The sequence below is a fragment of the Streptomyces sp. BRA346 genome (genome assembly GCF_052851135.1).
The window spans coordinates 183951-201632 of record NZ_JAIWIH010000019.1 but is presented as its reverse complement, the minus strand read 5'-3'; the positions used below and the strand labels follow the sequence as shown (position 1 = coordinate 201632).

The window sequence follows — 17682 nt, the reverse complement described above, 5'->3', positions numbered from 1 at the left end:
GCCTTCGGACATCGCCAGAAGGAGTCCGTCGGCGGAGACCACCACGGTGTGGGACACCCCGGGGGTGTTGTCCACGAAATTGGTGATCAACCAGTTCAGATTCTGCGCCGCCTGGCTCATCGGGCTCAACTAACGCTCCTGCTGGTAAGTCGGGCCTACGCCGCGATCGTGATTGCCGTCGAGGCCGGTTCCGGCCCGACGACCCTGCTGAATCCCCCGGCGGAGGTTGGTCAGCCTCCCGCGTACATCGTCGGGCGCGCGAGACACCTGGGGCCCCACCTGCTCGGGCTGCTGGGACGACTGTGCGGCACCCTCCACGAGATTGGCGCGGGGCACGCGCCGTGGCAAGCCGGACGCCGTGATACCGCCGGCGGCGGGCTCGCGGATCTGTCCCGCGCGCCGCCAGCGCTCGTCGTTGGCCGACGACTGCCACGCCGATCCCGCGCCCAGCCCCTGGAAACCGGCGCCGTTGGTGCCGTTGACGCCGCCGCCGCGCTGGGCTCCGTTGGTGTCGCCCAGGCCGCCGGTTCCGCCTGCCGCGGCGGTGTTGTATTCACCGGTGTTGTACTCACCGGTGTTCCAGGACGGCTGTTGCGGCTCGCGGCCCCGGCCGGGCTGCCCGGCCGAGGGCGGCTCGGGAGCCTGGGCGGGCGGCTCGACGGGGTACCGCCCGCCGTCGCCCTGGCCGCCCGAGGGGTCGGCCTGGGGGTGGAGCCAGGTGGATTCGATGGTGTCGAATATCGGCGTCCGCCCGTCGCCCGGACCGGCGGCGGGCGGCAGGGCGTCGTCCGTCTGGCGGCCGCCGCGCTCGTTCCGGTCGTCCCGCACCTGCGGGAACTCCGCGGTGTCGCCGGGCCCCTGGCCCAGCTCCGGCCGGGCGAACTCGCCGGTGTCGCCGGGCCCGCGCCCGTAGTCGGGGCGGTTGAACTGCGCGGTGTCGCCCGGACCGCGGCCCTCCTGGCCGGGTACGGCGAACTCGCCGGTGTCACCGGGGCCGCGGCCGACGTCGGGACGCTGGAACTCGCCGGTGTCACCCGGTCCGCGGCCGTAGTCCGGACGCGGGAACTCGCCCGTGTCGCCCGGGCCGCGGCGCGGCTCGAACAGGTTGGGGCCGTCGCTCAGCTGCGGCAGCTCACCGGTGTCGCCGGGGCCGCGGTTGCCGAACGGATCGCGGCGCTCGCCCGGGGCGGAGCCGAGGTCCGGGCGGGCGAACTGGCCCGTGGTCTCGGGCTCCTCGTGCCCGCGCGGCCGGTCGCCCGCGTCCCGCCGTCCCGCCGGTCCCGCCCAGTCGTCCTGGGGGCTTGCGCCCCAGCTGGTGCCGGGCGCCTGCTGCGGGCCGGGAAGCTCACGTGTCGGGTCGCGCGAGGGCAGCTGCGGACGGTTGCCCTGGTCGCCGGAGTCGGCACGGCCGGGCGCACCGGTCGGCGGGGCGACCGTCGGGCCCTGGTCGCCGCGCGTGGGCAGCGAGGGACGACCTGAGGGGGCTCCGGCACCGGCACCGCTGCCGGGCCCGGCCGGGGGCTCGTTCCTGCCGGGGGCGGCCGGGGGCTCGTTCCGCTGCGCCGACCGGCCGGGCGCCTCGAAGAGGTTCGGGCCGGAGGGGGCGCCACCTGTCGGACCGGCACCCGTACCGGCACCGGCCGGGCGGGTCGGAAGGCCACCGGTGCCGGGCAGCGCGGTGCGCGGACCCGCGCCGGGGACCTGGCGCCGCGAGGGCGCCGAACCGAGCAGCCCCGCCGAGCCGTTGCCCGGCCCGCCCTGGCCGCCCGGACCACCCTGCCCGCCGGGACCGCCGGACTTGCCCCCGGCGCCCTGCGGCGTCGGCTTGCGGCCGCCCTGGGCGACGTCCACCGGCAGCATGACCAGCGCCGTCGTACCGCCCGAGTCGGACGGCCGGAGCTGGATGCGGATGCCGTGGCGCAGCGACAGCCGGCCGACCACGAACAGGCCCATGCGCCGGGACACCGACACGTCGACCGTGGGCGGCGAGGCCAGCCGCTCGTTGATCGCGGCCAGGTCCTCCGGCGAGAGCCCGATGCCGGTGTCGTGGATCTCGACCAGCACCCGCCCGTCGGGCAGGGCGTGACCGGTGACCTTGACCTTGGTCTGCGGCGAGGAGAAGGAGGTGGCGTTCTCCAGCAGCTCGGCGAGCAGGTGCACGAGGTCGTTGACGACCCGGCCCGCGACCTCGGTCGCCGGGACCGAGCTGAGTTCGATGCGCTCGTACTGCTCCACCTCGGAGGCGGCCGCACGGAGCACGTCCACCAGCGGGACCGGCCGGGTCCAGCGGCGGCCGGGCTCCTCGCCCGCGAGGACCAGCAGGTTCTCGCCGTTACGGCGCATGCGGGTCGCGAGGTGGTCGAGCTTGAACAGCGAGGACAGCTGGTCCGGGTCGGCCTCGCGGCTCTCCAGCTCGGAGATGAGCGAGAGCTGACGCTGGATGAGGCCCTGGCTGCGGCGCGAGAGGTTGGTGAACATCGCGTTGACGTTGCCCCGCAGCAGCGCCTGTTCGGCGGCCAGCCGGACCGCCTCGCGGTGCACGTCGTCGAAGGCCGCGGCCACCTTGCCGATCTCGTCCCGGCTGTGCACACCGACGGACTCGACGGAGGTGTCCACGTCCTGCGGATCGGACTCGGACAGCTGCTTGACCAGCTCGGGCAGCCGCTTCTCGGCGACGTCCTGCGCGGTGTCCTGGAGCCGGCGCAGCGAACGCACCATGGACCGGGCCACCACGAACGCGCCGACGAGCGAGACACCGAGGACGAGAAGGATCAGCGCACCGTTGAGGATCGCGTCCTGCTGGGCGGAGTCGCGCAGCTCACGAGACTTCTGCGTCATCTCGCTGAGCAGCGTCTGCTCGATCTTCCCCATCTCGTCGATCTTGATACTGTCCTGGTCGTACCAGTCCAGGTAGGTGCGCTTCTCGGCCTTGAGGCCGTCCGGGTCGCGCACCGCCCGATCGGCGTACATGGTCGCCGCCTTGATGTCCGGGCGGCTGTCCAGCGGCTCCAGCAGGTCCTCGGAGTTGCCCTGGCGGATCTGCTTGAAGCTGCCCAGGGCCTCGTTCTCCTTGTCGACCGCGGTCCTGGCGAACCGGCTGTCGTTGGCGGAGAACTCGGCGCCCTTGGGGTCGGCGAGGGCGGCGCTGATGAGCGCGCGCTGGATGGAGGCGTACTCCTTGGCGGAGGAGAAGGTGGCGAGCGCGCGGGTGTTGTTGATCATCGCGCGGTTGCTGGTGGCCTGCGCCATGTCCTGCGACAGCGACAGCAGCGAGGTGATCAACTCGTTGTAGTCCTGGACCGTCAGCGAGTAGTACTGGCTGTTGTCGTACGCCGAGTCGCGGATATCGTTGATCTTGCCGAGCTGGCGGTCGATGTTGACCAGCGTCGACTGCACACCGGCCATCGACTGGTCGCCTGGCTCGACGTTGTCGGTGGCCTTGCGGAAGGCCGCGATCGCGCGGTTGGTGTCCTCGCGCGTGGAGACGACACCGTCGTCCTTCTCGTTGCCCTTGCTCGCCAGCGGCCCCGCCGACTTGTCCCGCTCCGCCTGGAGAGCGTTCGACAGCTGCGTGGCCTGCTGCGTCATGTCGGTGAGCAGCTTCATCTGGTCGAGCTGCTGGATGTTGTCCAGCGAGGTGTCGATACGGAGCGCCCCCAGCGTGGTCGCGGCGACCACCGGGAGCGCCAGCAGGGACACCAGCCGGGTACTGATCCGCCAGTTCTTGAGGGCCATCCGGGCGCCGGGCCCGCTGGGCGCCGACGCTGTCGTGGACTCGGCCGCGCCGCCGCCACCGCTGGGCGCGCTGGTCTTCGTAGCGCCCTGGGCGCCGGTCTCGGGGCCCTGGTCGGCCGGGGGCCGCCCGCCCTGGGCACGCTGGGGCGAGGAACCGCGGTCGGTCCCACCGCGCGGCTCCGGGTCCGCCGAAGTTTCCCCGCGGCCCTGGCGGGCCTGGGGAGACCCCATACCATCCCTCTTGAAACGTCCCTGCACTAGCGTCGCAACCTCTGGACCAGGCGCTTCACCGGGTCAGCGGTGAAGCGGTGTCGAGTTGAGGGGGACCGCGGCCCCCCAATTCGGTCGTGAGTGACCGGCGCGCTTCCTTTCGTATTCGACTGGAGGAGCCCCCGCCGCTCGGCGCCTCCGTCTTGCGCCCCCATGCGCGCCGGCTAGTTCCCACGGCGGTCCCGGGAATTCCAGCACAGTGCCGGATGCTGCAACAAGGGCAAGGGGTAAGGCTGTGACGCGCGTGACGCTCAGTGCGGGCGCTATTACCGGACGTAGAAAGTCATGTCCTCGATAACGGACTTTTGTGAACGAGTTGATCGCGGCCGCGGCGTGTCCGGCTAGCGATGATCAAGAGCGGAACGTCTGCTTCGGGGGTGCAATGTCCGTTTCGGGGCGCGCATTGCGTGCCGTGAATGCGGCATTTGCCCGATCAGTCGTGAGCAAAATCACATGCCGCTCAAGACTTTTTCTGCGATTCCATGGGCAAGGCCGCCCCTAGCCTGACGCTTTACACAACCGGTCAAAACGACAACAACGCGAGGCGTAAACCCAGTGAAGACGACGATGATGTTCCGCACGATAGCCAACCCCCGGCGCACCACCCTGGCCCATCTCGGGGATGCCGAGGAACTGCGGACCGAGACCGGCGAGCAGCCGGAGCACTCCGTCGAACTGCCCACCCAGACCGCCAACCCCCGGCGCACCGTGCTCACCGAGGCCCCCGGCCACTGATCTTTTGGGGCTCGGTTCTCCCCCAGCTACCGCTGGGAGGTGCCCCCGCCGGGGCGCCTCAGCCGATGTCGACGGTCGACCGTGCTCGGCCCCTCGCGCGGCGGAGCCGCATATCGATCCGAGCCCTCGGGGCCTGCGCGCGCTCTCCCTTTCGACACCGGCGCGCCCCTTTGGTTCACTCGCCCACGTCCCCCCACCGGGGACGGGCGAGCCGACCCGGCGGCGTGCGGGAGGCGGGGCGATAGCCTGGAGCGTCAGTCTCCAGCGAGTCCAGTTAAGGGGCACCAGCTTCCCGTGCGCATCGCCAGATTCTCCATCGATGGCAACGTCGCCTTCGGAGTGGTCGAGGGCGAGCCGTCCGACCAGGGCGGCCCCGTCGTCGACATCATCAAGGGACACCCCTTCGCCGAATTCGAGCGCTCGGGGCAGAAGGTCCCGCTCAGCAAGGTCCGGCTGCTGCCGCCCGTCCTGCCCAACAAGGTCATCGGGATCGGCCGCAACTACGCCGAGCACGCCGCCGAACTCGGCAACGAGGTCCCCGACGTCCCGGTCGTCTTCTTCAAGCCGTCCACCTCGGTGATCGGCCCCGGCGACCCCATCGCGTACCCCTCCTTCTCCTCCGAGGTGCACCACGAGGCCGAGCTGGCCGTGGTCATCGGGCGGATGTGCCGTGAGGTCCCGCGCGAGCGCGTGGCCGACGTCATCCTCGGCTACACCTGCGGCAACGACATCACCGCGCGCGACGCGCAGCGGCGTGAGAAGCAGTGGGCGCGGGCGAAGGGCTTCGACGGCTCCTGCCCGCTGGGCCCCTGGGTGGAGACCGACATCGACCTGGAGCGGGCCGCCGACCTCGGGGTCATGTGCACCGTCAACGGCGAACAGCGGCAGCTGGGCCGCACCAGCGAGATGGTCCGCTCCATCGAGGACCTGATCGTGCACATCACCGAGGCGATGACGCTGCTCCCCGGCGACGTCGTGCTCACCGGCACCCCGGCGGGCGTCGGCCCCCTCACCGTCGGCGACGAGGTCGCCGTCACCATCGAAGGCATCGGCACTCTCACCAACAAGGTGATCAAGCGTGGCTAGCGCAAGCTCCCCCGCCCCCGTGCGGGTTCGTTTCTCTCCCTCGCCGACCGGCAACCCCCATGTGGGCCTGGTCCGCACCGCCCTCTTCAACTGGGCGTTCGCCCGCCACCACGGCGGCACCCTGGTCTTCCGCATCGAGGACACCGACGCCGCGCGCGACTCCGAGGAGTCGTACGCGCAGCTGCTGGACGCCATGCGCTGGCTGGGCTTCGACTGGGACGAGGGCCCCGAGATCGGCGGCCCGCACGCGCCCTACCGCCAGTCGGAGCGCATGGATCTCTACGCCGACGTCGCGGCCAAGCTGCTGGACGCCGGTCACGCCTACCGCTGCTACTGCACCGCCGAGGAGCTGGAGGAGCGCCGCGAGGCCGCCCGCAAAGCCGGCCGCCCCTCCGGCTACGACGGCACCTGCCGCACGTTGAGCGCCGAGCAGATCGCGGCGCATGAGGCCGAGGGCCGCGCCTCGATCGTCCGCTTCCGGATGCCCGACGAGCCGATCACCTTCACCGACCTGGTGCGCGGCGAGCTGACCTTCACCCCGGACAACGTTCCGGACTACGGCATCGTGCGCGCCAACGGCGCCCCCCTCTACACGCTCGTCAACCCCGTCGACGACGCGCTGATGGAGATCACGCACGTGCTGCGCGGCGAGGACCTGCTGTCCTCCACCCCGCGCCAGATCGCGCTCTACCGGGCGCTCGCCGAGATCGGCGTGGGCGGCGGCCACGTGCCCGCCTTCGGCCATCTCCCGTACGTCATGGGCGAGGGCAACAAGAAGCTGTCCAAGCGCGACCCCCAGTCGTCGCTGAACCTCTACCGGGAGCGCGGTTTCCTCCCCGAGGGGCTGCTCAACTACCTGTCCCTGCTGGGCTGGTCGCTCTCGGCCGACCGGGACGTCTTCTCCCTGGAGGAGATGGTCGCCGCGTTCGACATCTCGGGTGTCAACGCCAACCCGGCGCGCTTCGACCTCAAGAAGGCCGAGGCGATCAACGCGGACCACATCCGGCAGCTGGACGTCAAGACCTTCATCGAGGCGTGCGGCCCCTGGCTCCAGGCCCCGCACGCGCCCTGGTCCCCGGACCGCTTCGACGCGGACGCCTTCGAGGAGCTGGCCCCGCTGGCCCAGACCCGGCTGACGGTGCTGTCCGACATCACCGCCAACGTCGACTTCCTCTTCCTGGACGAGCCGGTGGCCGACGAGGCGTCGTGGACGAAGGCCATGAAGCCCGGCGCGGACGCCCTGCTCGCCACCGCCCGGGAGAAGATCGCCGACCTCGCGGGGGCGGACTGGAAGGCCGAGCCCCTCAAGGAGGCCGTCCTCGCCGCCGGTGAGGAGCACGGTCTCAAGCTGGGCAAGGCGCAGGCCCCGGTCCGCGTCGCCGTCACCGGCCGCACGGTCGGCCTGCCGCTGTTCGAGTCCCTGGAGGTCCTGGGGCGCGAGCGCACGCTGGCCCGCATCGACGCGGCACTGGCCAAGCTGGCGTCGGCCTGACGTACCGGAGGGGCGCCGCGTGCCCGGCACGCGGCGCCACCACCCTGGCAATCCGTTTTGGTGGCCCGTCCACCATCGGGTAATGTTCTTCCTGCGCCGCCCGGGCGGGCCGAAAGGCCGGACCGGGGCGCACACCCAGACAAAACCCCGACAGGGGTGGCGTTTTGGTGGGGTATGGTGTAATTGGCAGCACGAGTGATTCTGGTTCACTTAGTCTAGGTTCGAGTCCTGGTACCCCAGCAAGAGATCTTCTCGATTTCTTCGTGAATCTCTTGATCAAGCAAGACCAAGCCCCCGTTGTGTAGCGGCCTAGCACGCCGCCCTCTCAAGGCGGTAGCGCCGGTTCGAATCCGGTCGGGGGTACGGATCTCCAGCAGCTACGGAGATTGCTAGGGCCCCCGTTGTGTAGCGGCCTAGCACGCCGCCCTCTCAAGGCGGTAGCGCCGGTTCGAATCCGGTCGGGGGTACTGGTCTATACCATGGGCTATGGTGTAATTGGCAGCACGAGTGATTCTGGTTCATTTAGTCTAGGTTCGAGTCCTGGTAGCCCAGCGCAGTACAGGATGTGTGCTGATTCAGGCCCCCGTTGTGTAGCGGCCTAGCACGCCGCCCTCTCAAGGCGGTAGCGCCGGTTCGAATCCGGTCGGGGGTACAAGACAGGGAAGGCCCTCCGCGGTGACGCGGAGGGCCTTTCGCGTTATTCCTGGTCGAAGCGGCGGCCGGACTCCTGGGCCTGGGCGAGCCGCCGCAGGCTCAGCAGTACCGGCTCGTACAGCACGGTCAGCGCGACGGACGCCTCGATCTGTTCGCCGGGCGTGTCGTACGTCTCCACCACATCCAGTTCGTGGACGGCCAGTTCGGATGCCAGCCGGGCGTACGGCAGCAAGTGGCCGGTGTCATGCGGGTATCCGAGGCGGGCCAGCGAGGCGATGGCCTCCACCAGCATCCGGTAGGCGGGGGACTCGTCGCGGGTGTCCCGGCCGTGGGCCCAGCCGAGCTGGTCCAGCAGCGCGTTCGCCTCCTCCTGCGCCCGGGCCGTCTCCGGAGCGTCGTTGTCGGGTTCGGAGTCGTGCGGCAGCGCCCAGACCGCGGCCCCCAGGCGCAGATGCTGGCTCAGCGACTCGTCCTCGGCGGCCTTCAGTACCTCGCGCGCGGTGGCCACCGGCATCCGGCCCACCTGGATCAGCGCCCGCACCAGCCGCAGCCTGCGCAGATGCTCCTCCCCGTACGCGGCCGTGGTGGCGGTGAGGCGCTCGCCGGGCGGCAGCAACCCTTCGCGCAGGTAGTACTTGATCGTCGCGGTGGACACCCCGCTGCGCTCGCTCAGCTCCGCCAGTCGCATGCCGTGAGCACCTTGCCCTTTCCGGTTTTCCCTTGCGTTTCTGCATGGAGAGTGTCACTATCCAACCATTGGATAGCTCCACTATCCAGTATGTCGTGACGTCGGAACGAGGGGATCACCATGGGTGCCGATGTGATCGAAGGCCGCATGACCGCCGAGGGGACGGGAGAGGTGACCGTCTTCCTCATCGGGATGCGCGTCAACCGCTTCCGCGCGCTGCGCAGCTGGCTGCCGGTGTTCAAGGCCATGCCGCGGATGCTGCGCGAGCTGTCGCGGGACGAGGGGAGCGGGCTGCTGGGCTACCAGGTGCTGGTCGGCCCGCCGCGGGTGCTGTACGTCGTCCAGTACTGGGACTCGCACGAGAAGCTGCTGTCGTACGCCTCGGCGCAGGACAAGGAGCACCGCCCGGCGTGGGCCGCGTTCAACCGGCGGGCGCGGGAGGGCCGGGGGAAGGTCGGCATCTGGCACGAGACGTACGCCGTGCCGGCTGGTGCGCACGAGGCGATCTACTACGACATGCCGGCGTTCGGTCTCGGCAAGGCCACCGGGGTCGTTCCGGTCGGCCGCCGCGGCGAGCGCGCGGCCGACCGGCTGTCGCTGAAGGGCGCGTAGGGGAGTGGTGCCGGGGGAGCCGGGCGCCGTAACGCCGTGATCAATTTCCCCGGCGCAGGGCGTCGGAGAGGCGGGCGGCCGCGTCGATGACGGCCTGGGCGTGCATGCGGCCCGGGTGGCGGGTCAGCCGCTCGATCGGTCCGGAGACCGAGACGGCGGCGACCACGCGGTTGGACGGGCCGCGCACCGGGGCGGACACGGACGCGACGCCCGGCTCCCGCTCGCCGATCGACTGGGCCCAGCCCCGCCGCCGTACGCCGGACAGCGCCGTCGCCGTGAAGCGGGCGCCCTGGAGGCCCCGGTGCAGCCGCTCCGGCTCTTCCCAGGCCATCAGGATCTGGGCCGCCGAGCCCGCCTTCATGGGGAGGGTGGAGCCGACCGGCACGGTGTCCCGCAGTCCGGACAGCCGCTCGGCCGCCGCGACGCAGATGCGCATGTCGCCCTGGCGCCGGTAGAGCTGCGCGCTCTCCCCGGTCACGTCCCTGAGGTGGGTGAGGACGGGCCCGGCCGTGGCGAGCAGCCGGTCCTCGCCGGCCGCCGCGGCCAGCTCGGCCAGGCGCGGGCCCAGGATGAAGCGGCCTTGCATGTCACGCGCCACCATCCGGTGGTGCTCGAGTGCTACCGCGAGTCGGTGCGCCGTGGGGCGCGCGAGACCGGTGGCCCCGACCAGCCCCGCGAGGGTGGCCGGGCCGGACTCCAGAGCGCTCAATACCAGAGCCGCCTTGTCGAGAACGCCGACGCCGCTAGAGTTGTCCATGAAACGATACTCGCGTCTCACAGTGTGAAACGCAAGTTCAATTTTTCGGGATACCCGCCACTCTGGTAAGTGGCGGGCCCGCAGACCAGGGCACGCACTCGACACGAGTTGGGCCGGCGAAGTGGCCGGCCGGAGGGAAAGCGATGGGACGGACACTCGCGGAGAAGGTCTGGGACGACCATGTCGTCCGGCACGCCGATGGCGAGCCGGACCTCCTCTTCATCGATCTGCACCTGCTGCACGAGGTGACCAGCCCGCAGGCGTTCGACGGCCTCCGCAAGGCCGGACGCCAGGTGCGTCGTACCGATCTCACCATCGCGACCGAGGACCACAACACCCCGACCCTCGACATCGACAAGCCGATCGCGGACCCCGTCTCCCGCACCCAGTTGGAGACGCTGCGCAAGAACTGCGCGGAGTTCGGGGTACGTCTGCATCCGCTCGGCGACGTCGAGCAGGGCGTCGTCCACGTAGTGGGACCGCAGCTGGGACTGACCCAGCCCGGCACCACCGTCGTCTGCGGTGACAGCCACACCTCCACCCACGGGGCCTTCGGCGCGCTCGCGTTCGGCATCGGCACCAGCCAGGTCGAGCACGTGCTGGCCACCCAGACGCTGCCGCTCGCGCCGTTCAAGACCATGGCCGTGACGGTCGAGGGCGAGCTGCCCGAGACCGTCACCGCCAAGGACCTGATCCTGGCGATCATCGCCCGCATCGGCACCGGCGGCGGTCAGGGCTTCGTGATCGAGTACCGCGGCTCCGCCATCGAGAAGCTCTCGATGGAGGCCCGGATGACCGTGTGCAACATGTCCATCGAGGCGGGCGCCCGGGCCGGCATGATCGCCCCGGACGAGACCACCTTCGCGTACCTCCAGGGCCGCCCGCACGCCCCGCAGGGCGAGGACTGGGACGCGGCCGTCGAGTACTGGCGCACGCTGCGCAGCGACGACGACGCGGTGTTCGACCGCGAGGTCGTCATCGACGCCTCCGAGCTGGCCCCGTTCGTCACCTGGGGCACCAACCCCGGTCAGGGCGCGCCGCTGTCGGAGTCGGTGCCGGACCCGTCCACCTTCGAGGACGCCAGCGAGAAGTACGCCGCCGAGAAGGCCCTGGAGTACATGGGTCTGACGGCCGGTCAGCCGCTGCGCGAGATCAAGGTGGACACCGTCTTCGTCGGTTCCTGCACCAACGGCCGCATCGAGGACCTGCGCTCCGCCGCCTCGATCCTGGACGGCCGTTCGGTGGCCGACGGGGTGCGGATGCTGGTGGTCCCGGGCTCGGTGCGGGTCGCGCTCCAGGCCGTGGAGGAGGGGCTGGACAAGGTGTTCACCCAGGCCGGCGCCGAGTGGCGGCACGCGGGCTGCTCGATGTGTCTGGGCATGAACCCCGACCAGCTCGCGCCCGGTGAGCGCTCGGCGTCCACCTCCAACCGCAACTTCGAGGGCAGGCAGGGCAAGGGCGGCCGTACCCACCTGGTCTCGCCGCAGGTCGCCGCCGCCACCGCGGTGCTCGGCCACCTGGCCTCGCCCGCCGACCTGTCCGACGCCGACGTCACCGTTCCCGTGGGGGTCTGAGCAGCCATGGAAGCATTCACCACGCACGCCGGCCGGGCCGTTCCGCTGCGCCGCAGCAACGTCGACACGGACCAGATCATCCCGGCGCACTGGCTCAAGAAGGTCACCCGCGACGGTTTCGAGGACGGGCTGTTCGAGGCCTGGCGCAAGGACCCGGAGTTCGTGCTCAACCAGTCCGCGCACAAGGGCGGGACGGTTCTGGTGGCCGGCCCCGACTTCGGCACCGGCTCCTCGCGCGAGCACGCGGTGTGGGCGCTCCAGAACTACGGCTTCAAGGCCGTGATCTCCTCGCGCTTCGCCGACATCTTCCGCGGCAACTCCCTCAAGAACGGGTTGCTGACCGTCGTCCTGCCGCAGGAGACCGTGGACCGGCTGTGGAAGCTGGTCGAGGCGGACCCCGCCGCGGAGGTCACCGTGGACCTCGTCGACCGTCAGGTTCGAGCCGAGGGAATCACGGCTGATTTTGAGCTTGACGAGAACGCCCGGTGGCGACTCCTGGAGGGGCTGGACGACATCAGCCTCACCCTCAGGGAGGAGGCCGACATCGTCGCGTACGAGGGTCGTCGCCCCTCTTTCAAGCCCAGCACGACGGTGCTCTGAACCCCCGGTTTCCCCTGCGCACAGCGGGTTTGACATGATGCGCCGCCAGTCCTCGGACTGGCGGCGCATCGTCATGTTGAGGCCCCGTGAAGCGACAACTCGCCTCAGATGGCACAATCAGTGCATGGAACGCGACGGCCAACTCGAGCTCTACGGTCTTGTCGCCGCCCGGCTCAAGGAAGCGCACACAAGGGTGCGCACACTGCAAGTCCCGGAGGGCGTACGGATGGCGCTGTCCCGGAAGCTGCTGGTGATCACGGCAGCGTCAAAACACGATCTCGCAGACGCGGCAAGGCGTCTGGAGCGGTTGATGAACGACCTCGACCAGGGGCGTTTCCCCGAAGATCCCGACTCCGACCGATGTCCGTGACGACCGAGTGCGTTGCGGCACAAGGGTGATTAGCCCGTTTCGTGTTTGATTTGCGGTATATATCTGCCTAACGTGCGAAAAAGCTTGAACACATTCGTTCCAGCAATGTCTCCGAAGGGGAAGACGTGAACAAGGCGCAGCTCGTAGAAGCGATTGCCGACAAGGTCGGCGGACGGCAGCAGGCCGCCGACGCGGTCGACGCGGTACTGGACGCCATCGTCCGCGCAGTGGTCGGCGGGGATCGAGTTTCGGTCACCGGTTTCGGTTCGTTCGAGAAGGTGGAACGGCCTGCCCGGTACGCCCGTAACCCGCAGACCGGGGAGCGGGTCCGGGTCAAGAAGACCTCCGTGCCCCGTTTCCGCGCGGGTCAGGGCTTCAAGGACCTGGTGAGCGGTTCGAAGAAGCTGCCGCGGGGCGGCGAGGTGGCCGTGAAGAAGGCCCCCAAGGGCAGCCTCCAGGTCGCCGCGAAGAAGGCCGCGGCCAAGAAGGCCACCGCCAAGAAGGCGGCTCCGGCGAAGAAGGTGACCGCCAAGAAGGCCGCCGCGAAGAAGGCTCCTGCGAAGAAGGCGCCCGCGAAGGCCGCGGCCAAGAAGGCGGCTCCGGCGAAGAAGACGACCGCCAAGAAGGCCGCCGCGAAGAAGGCCCCGGCGCGCAAGACCACCGCGCGCAAGGCTCCCGCCAAGAAGACCACCGCCAGGAAGCGCTAGTCGTCGCCGCTCAGCGGCACCGTTCACGCGCCGGGCCGGGCTCCCCGAGGGAGCCCGGCCCGCGGTGCGTCACGGGCCCGGAACCACCGCCCGGGGCTTTCGGAACGTCTTCAGAACGTCTGGAGGGTGATGAAGACGACGCGCCGGTCGTCCCCCTCGCCCGCCACCTCGATCCGCACCCGCTGTCCCGGCCGCAGCATCCGCAGCCCCCCGGCGTCGAAGGCCGCCGCGTCGAAGGGCAGGGGCGTGCCGTCGTCGAGCAGCACACTGCCGGTACGGGCGTCGGAGTCGTAGGTATAGGCCGTTCCCTGCATACCGCCACCCTAGTGCGCGCCACCGCCGGTCTTCCCGCCGGGCACCCGCCCAGGTCCTGTGCGGGCGCCCCCTACGTGCCGGGCAGTGCGGCCCGCGGCCCGGGCGGGCAGGCGGCGCCGCACAGCCGGGCCGTGTGGGTGCCCACGCCCAGTGCCAGCGCCGCGCGCAGATCCTCGCCGGTGTCCACGTCGCGCCGTACCGAGTCGACCCCGGGCAGCTCGATCTCGTACGCGCCGGACGCCCGGTGCCGGGCCCGGGAGGCGCCCCCGAAGGCGGGGGCGAGGTCGGTGCCCGGCGCCGCCGCGAGGAGCGTCGTACCGACCCCCGCAGCATCCGCCAGAAAGGCGCGTGGGAAGCCCGCGGCGGCTTCGAGCACCTGGTCGAGGTCGGCCGTCCGCAGGGCCGGGAGATCGGCGTTCAGCGCCGCTACGGAGGCCCTGGGGCGGCCATCCCGCACCGTCCGGGCGCCGTGCGCGAGTGCCGCGTTCAGGCCGCGCCCCGGCGTATCGGGCAGGATGCGGGCGCCCAGGGCCGCCAGCTCGCGCCCGGCGAGCGGATCGTCGGTGACCACGGTGACCCCGGCGACGCGTCGGCCGGCCAGCGCCGCCCCCACCGTGTCCTTGGCGAATGCCAGCGCGAGACCGGGCCGCAGGGCGTCGCCGGCGGCGCCGGAGAGCCTGCTCTTCGCCCGGGACAGGGGCTTCAGCGGCACCACCAGCGTCCACATCGCAGACCTCGCGTCTCTTCCCACGGGCCCCATTCTCGCCTGCTGCCCGACTCGTCCCGGACGGGCGGGGTTACGGTGTCCTCGACAGACCGAGTACCTGGAGCGACACTTGTGCGGCTGCCCGGACGGCAGCAAGCCAGCAGGTCAGCAGGGTCCAAGAGGAGGATGTTCCGAGTGTCCGGCCGCAGAATCGGCTTCTGGTACCGCATGGCGGCGGTCATGGTGAAACCGCCGCTGGTGGTTCTGTTCAAGCGGGACTGGCACGGAATGGAGCACATTCCCGCCGACGGTGGCTTTATCACCGCGATCAACCACAACTCGTATCTCGACCCGCTCTCCTACGCGCACTTCCAGTACAACACCGGACGCGTGCCCCGCTTCCTCGCCAAGGCGGCCCTCTTCAAGGGCGGCTTCGTGGGCACGATGCTGCGCGGCACCGGGCAGATCCCCGTCTTCCGCGAGTCGACCGACGCCGCCAACGCCTTCCGGGCCGCCGTCGACGCCATCAACAAGGGCGAGTGCGTGGCCTTCTACCCCGAGGGCACCCTGACCCGCGACCCCGACCTGTGGCCGATGCGCGGCAAGACCGGCGCCGCCCGGGTCGCCCTGCTCACCAAGGCCCCCGTCATCCCGGTCGCCCAGTGGGGCGCCAATGAGGCCGTGCCGCCGTACGCCAAGGAGAAGAAGGTCAGGCTGTTCCCGCGCAAGACCCTCAGGGTGCACGCGGGCCCGCCGGTGGACCTCTCCGAGTACTACGGCCAGGAGCCCACCGCCGACGTGCTGCGGGCGGCCACCGACACCATCATGGCCGCGGTCACCGAACTCCTCGCCGAGGTCCGCGGCGAGCAGGTGCCCGCCCGGGCGCGCGACCTCGACCCCGACCAGCCGCACGCCGCCGACCAGCCGCGCCCCGTGGCCGAACGCCCCGTGGCCGAAGAGGAGAGCAAGTGACGCGCTGCGCCGTCTACGGCACCGGGTCCTGGGGCACCGCCTTCGCGATGGTGCTCGCCGACGCCGGCTGCGAGGTGACGCTGTGGGGCCGCAGGCCCGATGTCGTCGAGGCCATCAACACCGGCCGCACCAATCCCGACTACTTCCCCGGCATCCGCCTCCCCGACGGGGTTCGGGCCACCACCGACCCGGCCGAGGCCGGGCGCGACGCGGAGTTCACCGTCTTCTCCGTGCCCTCCCAGACGCTGCGCGGCAACCTCGCCGCCTGGGCCCCGCTGCTGCCCTCCGACACCGTGCTGGTCTCCCTGATGAAGGGCGTCGAACTCGGCACGGCCAAGCGGATGAGCGAGGTCATCGCGGAGGTCGCCGAGGCACCCGCGGAGCGCGTCGCGGTGCTCACAGGACCCAACCTCGCCAAGGAGATCGCCGCCCGGCAGCCCGCCGCCTCCGTGGTGGCCTGCCGCGACGAGGACGTGGCACGCCGCCTCCAGACCGCGTGCCACACCCCTTATTTCCGCCCGTACACCAACACCGACGTGGTCGGCTGCGAACTCGGCGGCGCGGTGAAGAACGTCATCGCGCTGGCCGTCGGCATCGCGGACGGCATGGGCCTCGGGGACAACGCCAAGGCGTCCCTCATCACCCGCGGGCTCGCCGAAACGACCCGTCTGGGCCTCGCGATGGGCGCCGACGCGCACACCTTCGCCGGCCTGGCGGGCATGGGCGACCTGGTCGCCACCTGCTCCTCGCCGCTGTCCCGCAACCACACCTTCGGCACCAACCTGGGCCGCGGCATGACGCTGGAGGAGACGATCGCGGTCACCCGGCAGACGGCCGAGGGCGTCAAGTCGTGCGAGTCCGTAGCGGATCTCGCCCGGCGCCACGACGTCGACATGCCGATCACCGAGACCGTGGTGGGCATCGTCCACGACGGCAAACAGCCGCTCGTCGCGCTCAAAGAGCTGATGTCGCGCAGCGCGAAGGCCGAGCGGCACTGACGCCGTCCGAACCGCAAGGTAACCTCAACGCGATATGAGCAGCCAGACTCCTTCCTCAAGCCCTGTCCCGGCTTCCTCCTCCGGTGAGCCGCGGAAGCCGCGCGTCGCCGTGGTCTTCGGCGGGCGCAGCTCCGAGCACGCCATTTCCGTGGTCACCGCGGGGGCCGTGCTGCGCGCCATCGACCGCGAGAAGTACGACGTGCTGCCGATCGGCATCACGGCGGACGGCCGTTGGGCGCTCACCGCCGACGCGCCCGAGCGGATGGCCATCGCGGACCGGCAGCTCCCGAGCGTCGAACGGCTCGCCGAGTCCGAGGAGGGGTCGGTCGTGCTGCCGGTCGACCCGGGCAGCCGCGAGGTCGTCTACAGCGAGCCGGGCGCGGTGCCCAAGGCGCTCGGCGACGTCGACGTCGTCTTCCCCATGCTGCACGGCCCGTACGGCGAGGACGGCACCCTCCAGGGGCTGCTGGAGCTGTCCGGGGTGCCCTATGTGGGCGCCGGGGTGCTGGCCTCCGCCGTCGGCATGGACAAGGAGTACATGAAGCGGGTGTTCGTCTCGTTCGGGCTGCCCGTCGGCCCGTACGAGGTGATCCGCCCCCGCGACTGGGAGCGGGACCCCGCCGCCGCCCGCGCCCGGATCACCGACTTCGCCGCCGAGCACGGCTGGCCGGTGTTCGTGAAGCCCTCGCGGGCCGGTTCCTCCATCGGCATCACCAAGGTCGACGGCCCGGACCAGCTGGACGCGGCCATCGAGGAGGCCCGGCACCACGACCCGAAGGTCATCGTGGAGGCGCTGCTGCGCGGCCGCGAGATCGAGTGCGGCGTGCTGGAATTCGAGGACGGCCCGCGGGCCAGCGTGCCCGCCGAGATCCCCCCGGTCTCCACCCACGACTTCTACGACTTCGAGGCCAAGTACATCGACGCGGCCCCCGGCGTCGTGCCCGCGCCGCTCACCGCGGAGGAGACCGAGCGGGTCCAGGAGCTGGCGGTGCGCGCGTTCGACGCGGTGTCCTGCGAGGGCCTGGTGCGCGCGGACTTCTTCCTGCTGGACAGCGGCGAGTTCGTGATCAACGAGATCAACACGATGCCCGGCTTCACCCCGATCTCCATGTACCCGCGCATGTGGCAGGAGAGCGGCGTGAGCTACCCGGAGCTGGTGGACCGGCTCATCCAGGCCGCGCTGCGCCGCTCCACGGGGCTGCGCTAGCGGCGACCCGGCGGTCGCCGCCGCAGCTCGTCCACGGTGCTCGGCAGGTCCCCGTGCAACACCCGGCGCAGGCGCGGCAGCCTGCGCCGGGGGAGTGGGAACCGACGGACGCGCCGGTGGCGTCGCAAACGTCGGCGCAGCCGCTCGCCGCGGCGGGTGACAGTACGGTGTGCGGAACTCACCGGCCGAGCTTACGGGGGAGCG

General features: G+C 71.0%; 17 protein-coding genes and 5 tRNA genes. 16 read left to right on the top strand and 6 right to left on the bottom strand.

The features are described 5' to 3' along the window. Nucleotides 1-120: roadblock/LC7 domain-containing protein (locus LCH29_RS22790; protein WP_030834062.1), on the bottom strand; the 120-nt coding region annotated here is incomplete at its 3' end. Nucleotides 121-129: 9 nt separating this feature from the next. Next, nucleotides 130-3966, bottom strand: coding sequence for a nitrate- and nitrite sensing domain-containing protein (locus LCH29_RS22785; RefSeq protein WP_446463581.1), 3837 nt, complete (start codon nt 3964-3966; stop codon nt 130-132). Between the two features lie 594 nt (nt 3967-4560). Here LCH29_RS22785 and LCH29_RS22780 point away from each other — a divergent pair. The 8 genes from LCH29_RS22780 to LCH29_RS22745 all read left to right on the top strand — a co-directional run bounded on the left by LCH29_RS22780 (nt 4561) and on the right by LCH29_RS22745 (nt 7970). Next, complete coding sequence (locus LCH29_RS22780) at nt 4561-4740, top strand: hypothetical protein (protein WP_446463580.1); 180 nt, start codon at nt 4561-4563, stop codon at nt 4738-4740. 294 nt (nt 4741-5034) lie between these two features. After that, nucleotides 5035-5826 carry a fumarylacetoacetate hydrolase family protein gene (locus LCH29_RS22775; RefSeq protein ID WP_123099077.1) on the top strand — a complete coding sequence of 264 codons (792 nt, stop codon included), beginning with the start codon at nt 5035-5037 and terminating at the stop codon, nt 5824-5826. Then, complete coding sequence (gene gltX / locus LCH29_RS22770; RefSeq protein ID WP_446463579.1) at nt 5819-7318, top strand: glutamate--tRNA ligase; 1500 nt, start codon at nt 5819-5821, stop codon at nt 7316-7318. Before LCH29_RS22775 ends, gltX begins: the two co-directional genes overlap by 8 nt. Nucleotides 7319-7486: 168 nt before the next feature. Then, nucleotides 7487-7558: transfer RNA gene (locus tag LCH29_RS22765), tRNA-Gln, on the top strand. A 50-nt stretch (nt 7559-7608) separates the two neighbouring features. After that, nucleotides 7609-7681: transfer RNA gene (locus LCH29_RS22760), tRNA-Glu, on the top strand. Between the two features lie 31 nt (nt 7682-7712). Next, nucleotides 7713-7785 (top strand) — tRNA-Glu (locus LCH29_RS22755). Between the two features lie 13 nt (nt 7786-7798). Continuing rightward, nucleotides 7799-7870 (top strand) — tRNA-Gln (locus tag LCH29_RS22750). A gap of 27 nt (nt 7871-7897) precedes the next feature. Beyond that, a tRNA-Glu gene (locus LCH29_RS22745) sits at nt 7898-7970 on the top strand. Nucleotides 7971-8015: 45 nt separating this feature from the next. Here the strand turns inward: LCH29_RS22745 and LCH29_RS22740 are convergent. Continuing rightward, the gene (locus tag LCH29_RS22740; protein ID WP_446463578.1) at nt 8016-8660 is read right to left on the bottom strand and encodes a MerR family transcriptional regulator; all 645 of its coding nucleotides are present in this window, start codon (nt 8658-8660) and stop codon (nt 8016-8018) included. Between the two features lie 120 nt (nt 8661-8780). Here LCH29_RS22740 and LCH29_RS22735 point away from each other — a divergent pair, with 120 nt between their 5' ends. Next, on the top strand, nt 8781-9272 hold the full coding sequence (locus LCH29_RS22735; RefSeq protein ID WP_446463577.1) for a DUF4188 domain-containing protein: 492 nt from the start codon (nt 8781-8783) through the stop codon (nt 9270-9272). Nucleotides 9273-9312: 40 nt separating this feature from the next. Here the strand turns inward: LCH29_RS22735 and ndgR are convergent, their stop codons facing one another. Beyond that, complete coding sequence (gene ndgR, locus LCH29_RS22730) at nt 9313-10029, bottom strand: IclR family transcriptional regulator NdgR (RefSeq protein WP_055547339.1); 717 nt, start codon at nt 10027-10029, stop codon at nt 9313-9315. A gap of 143 nt (nt 10030-10172) precedes the next feature. On the opposite strand from ndgR, the gene leuC reads away from it, so the two are divergent. The 4 genes from leuC to LCH29_RS22710 all read left to right on the top strand — a co-directional run bounded on the left by leuC (nt 10173) and on the right by LCH29_RS22710 (nt 13280). Further along, nucleotides 10173-11603, top strand: a complete 1431-nt coding sequence (gene leuC, locus LCH29_RS22725) for a 3-isopropylmalate dehydratase large subunit (protein WP_446463576.1) — start codon at nt 10173-10175, stop codon at nt 11601-11603. A 6-nt stretch (nt 11604-11609) separates the two neighbouring features. Next, entirely contained in the window at nt 11610-12203 is a 594-nt protein-coding gene (gene leuD, locus LCH29_RS22720; RefSeq protein ID WP_446463575.1) for a 3-isopropylmalate dehydratase small subunit, read from the top strand. Between the two features lie 124 nt (nt 12204-12327). Then, nucleotides 12328-12573: a hypothetical protein gene (locus LCH29_RS22715; RefSeq protein ID WP_446463574.1), complete on the top strand. Its 246-nt coding sequence runs from the start codon at nt 12328-12330 to the stop codon at nt 12571-12573. A 125-nt stretch (nt 12574-12698) separates the two neighbouring features. Continuing rightward, a complete protein-coding gene (locus LCH29_RS22710) occupies nt 12699-13280 on the top strand; it encodes an HU family DNA-binding protein (protein WP_123099082.1) in 582 nt (193 codons plus the stop codon). A 110-nt stretch (nt 13281-13390) separates the two neighbouring features. Here LCH29_RS22710 and LCH29_RS22705 read toward each other — a convergent pair whose 3' ends face one another. Both LCH29_RS22705 and cofC read right to left on the bottom strand, forming a co-directional pair. Continuing rightward, a complete protein-coding gene (locus tag LCH29_RS22705; RefSeq protein ID WP_009714779.1) occupies nt 13391-13594 on the bottom strand; it encodes a hypothetical protein in 204 nt (67 codons plus the stop codon). Between the two features lie 71 nt (nt 13595-13665). Next, nucleotides 13666-14355 carry a 2-phospho-L-lactate guanylyltransferase gene (gene cofC, locus LCH29_RS22700; RefSeq protein WP_446463573.1) on the bottom strand — a complete coding sequence of 230 codons (690 nt, stop codon included), beginning with the start codon at nt 14353-14355 and terminating at the stop codon, nt 13666-13668. 141 nt (nt 14356-14496) lie between these two features. On the opposite strand from cofC, the gene LCH29_RS22695 reads away from it, so the two are divergent. The 3 genes from LCH29_RS22695 to LCH29_RS22685 are packed head-to-tail and all read left to right on the top strand — an operon-like array spanning nt 14497 to nt 17478. Further along, nucleotides 14497-15273, top strand: a complete 777-nt coding sequence (locus tag LCH29_RS22695; protein WP_446463572.1) for a lysophospholipid acyltransferase family protein — start codon at nt 14497-14499, stop codon at nt 15271-15273. After that, entirely contained in the window at nt 15270-16271 is a 1002-nt protein-coding gene (locus tag LCH29_RS22690; RefSeq protein ID WP_446463571.1) for an NAD(P)H-dependent glycerol-3-phosphate dehydrogenase, read from the top strand. The genes LCH29_RS22695 and LCH29_RS22690 overlap by 4 nt, the downstream gene beginning before the upstream one ends. Before the next feature lie 34 nt (nt 16272-16305). After that, complete coding sequence (locus LCH29_RS22685; RefSeq protein WP_446463570.1) at nt 16306-17478, top strand: D-alanine--D-alanine ligase family protein; 1173 nt, start codon at nt 16306-16308, stop codon at nt 17476-17478. Nucleotides 17479-17682: the final 204 nt, after the last annotated feature.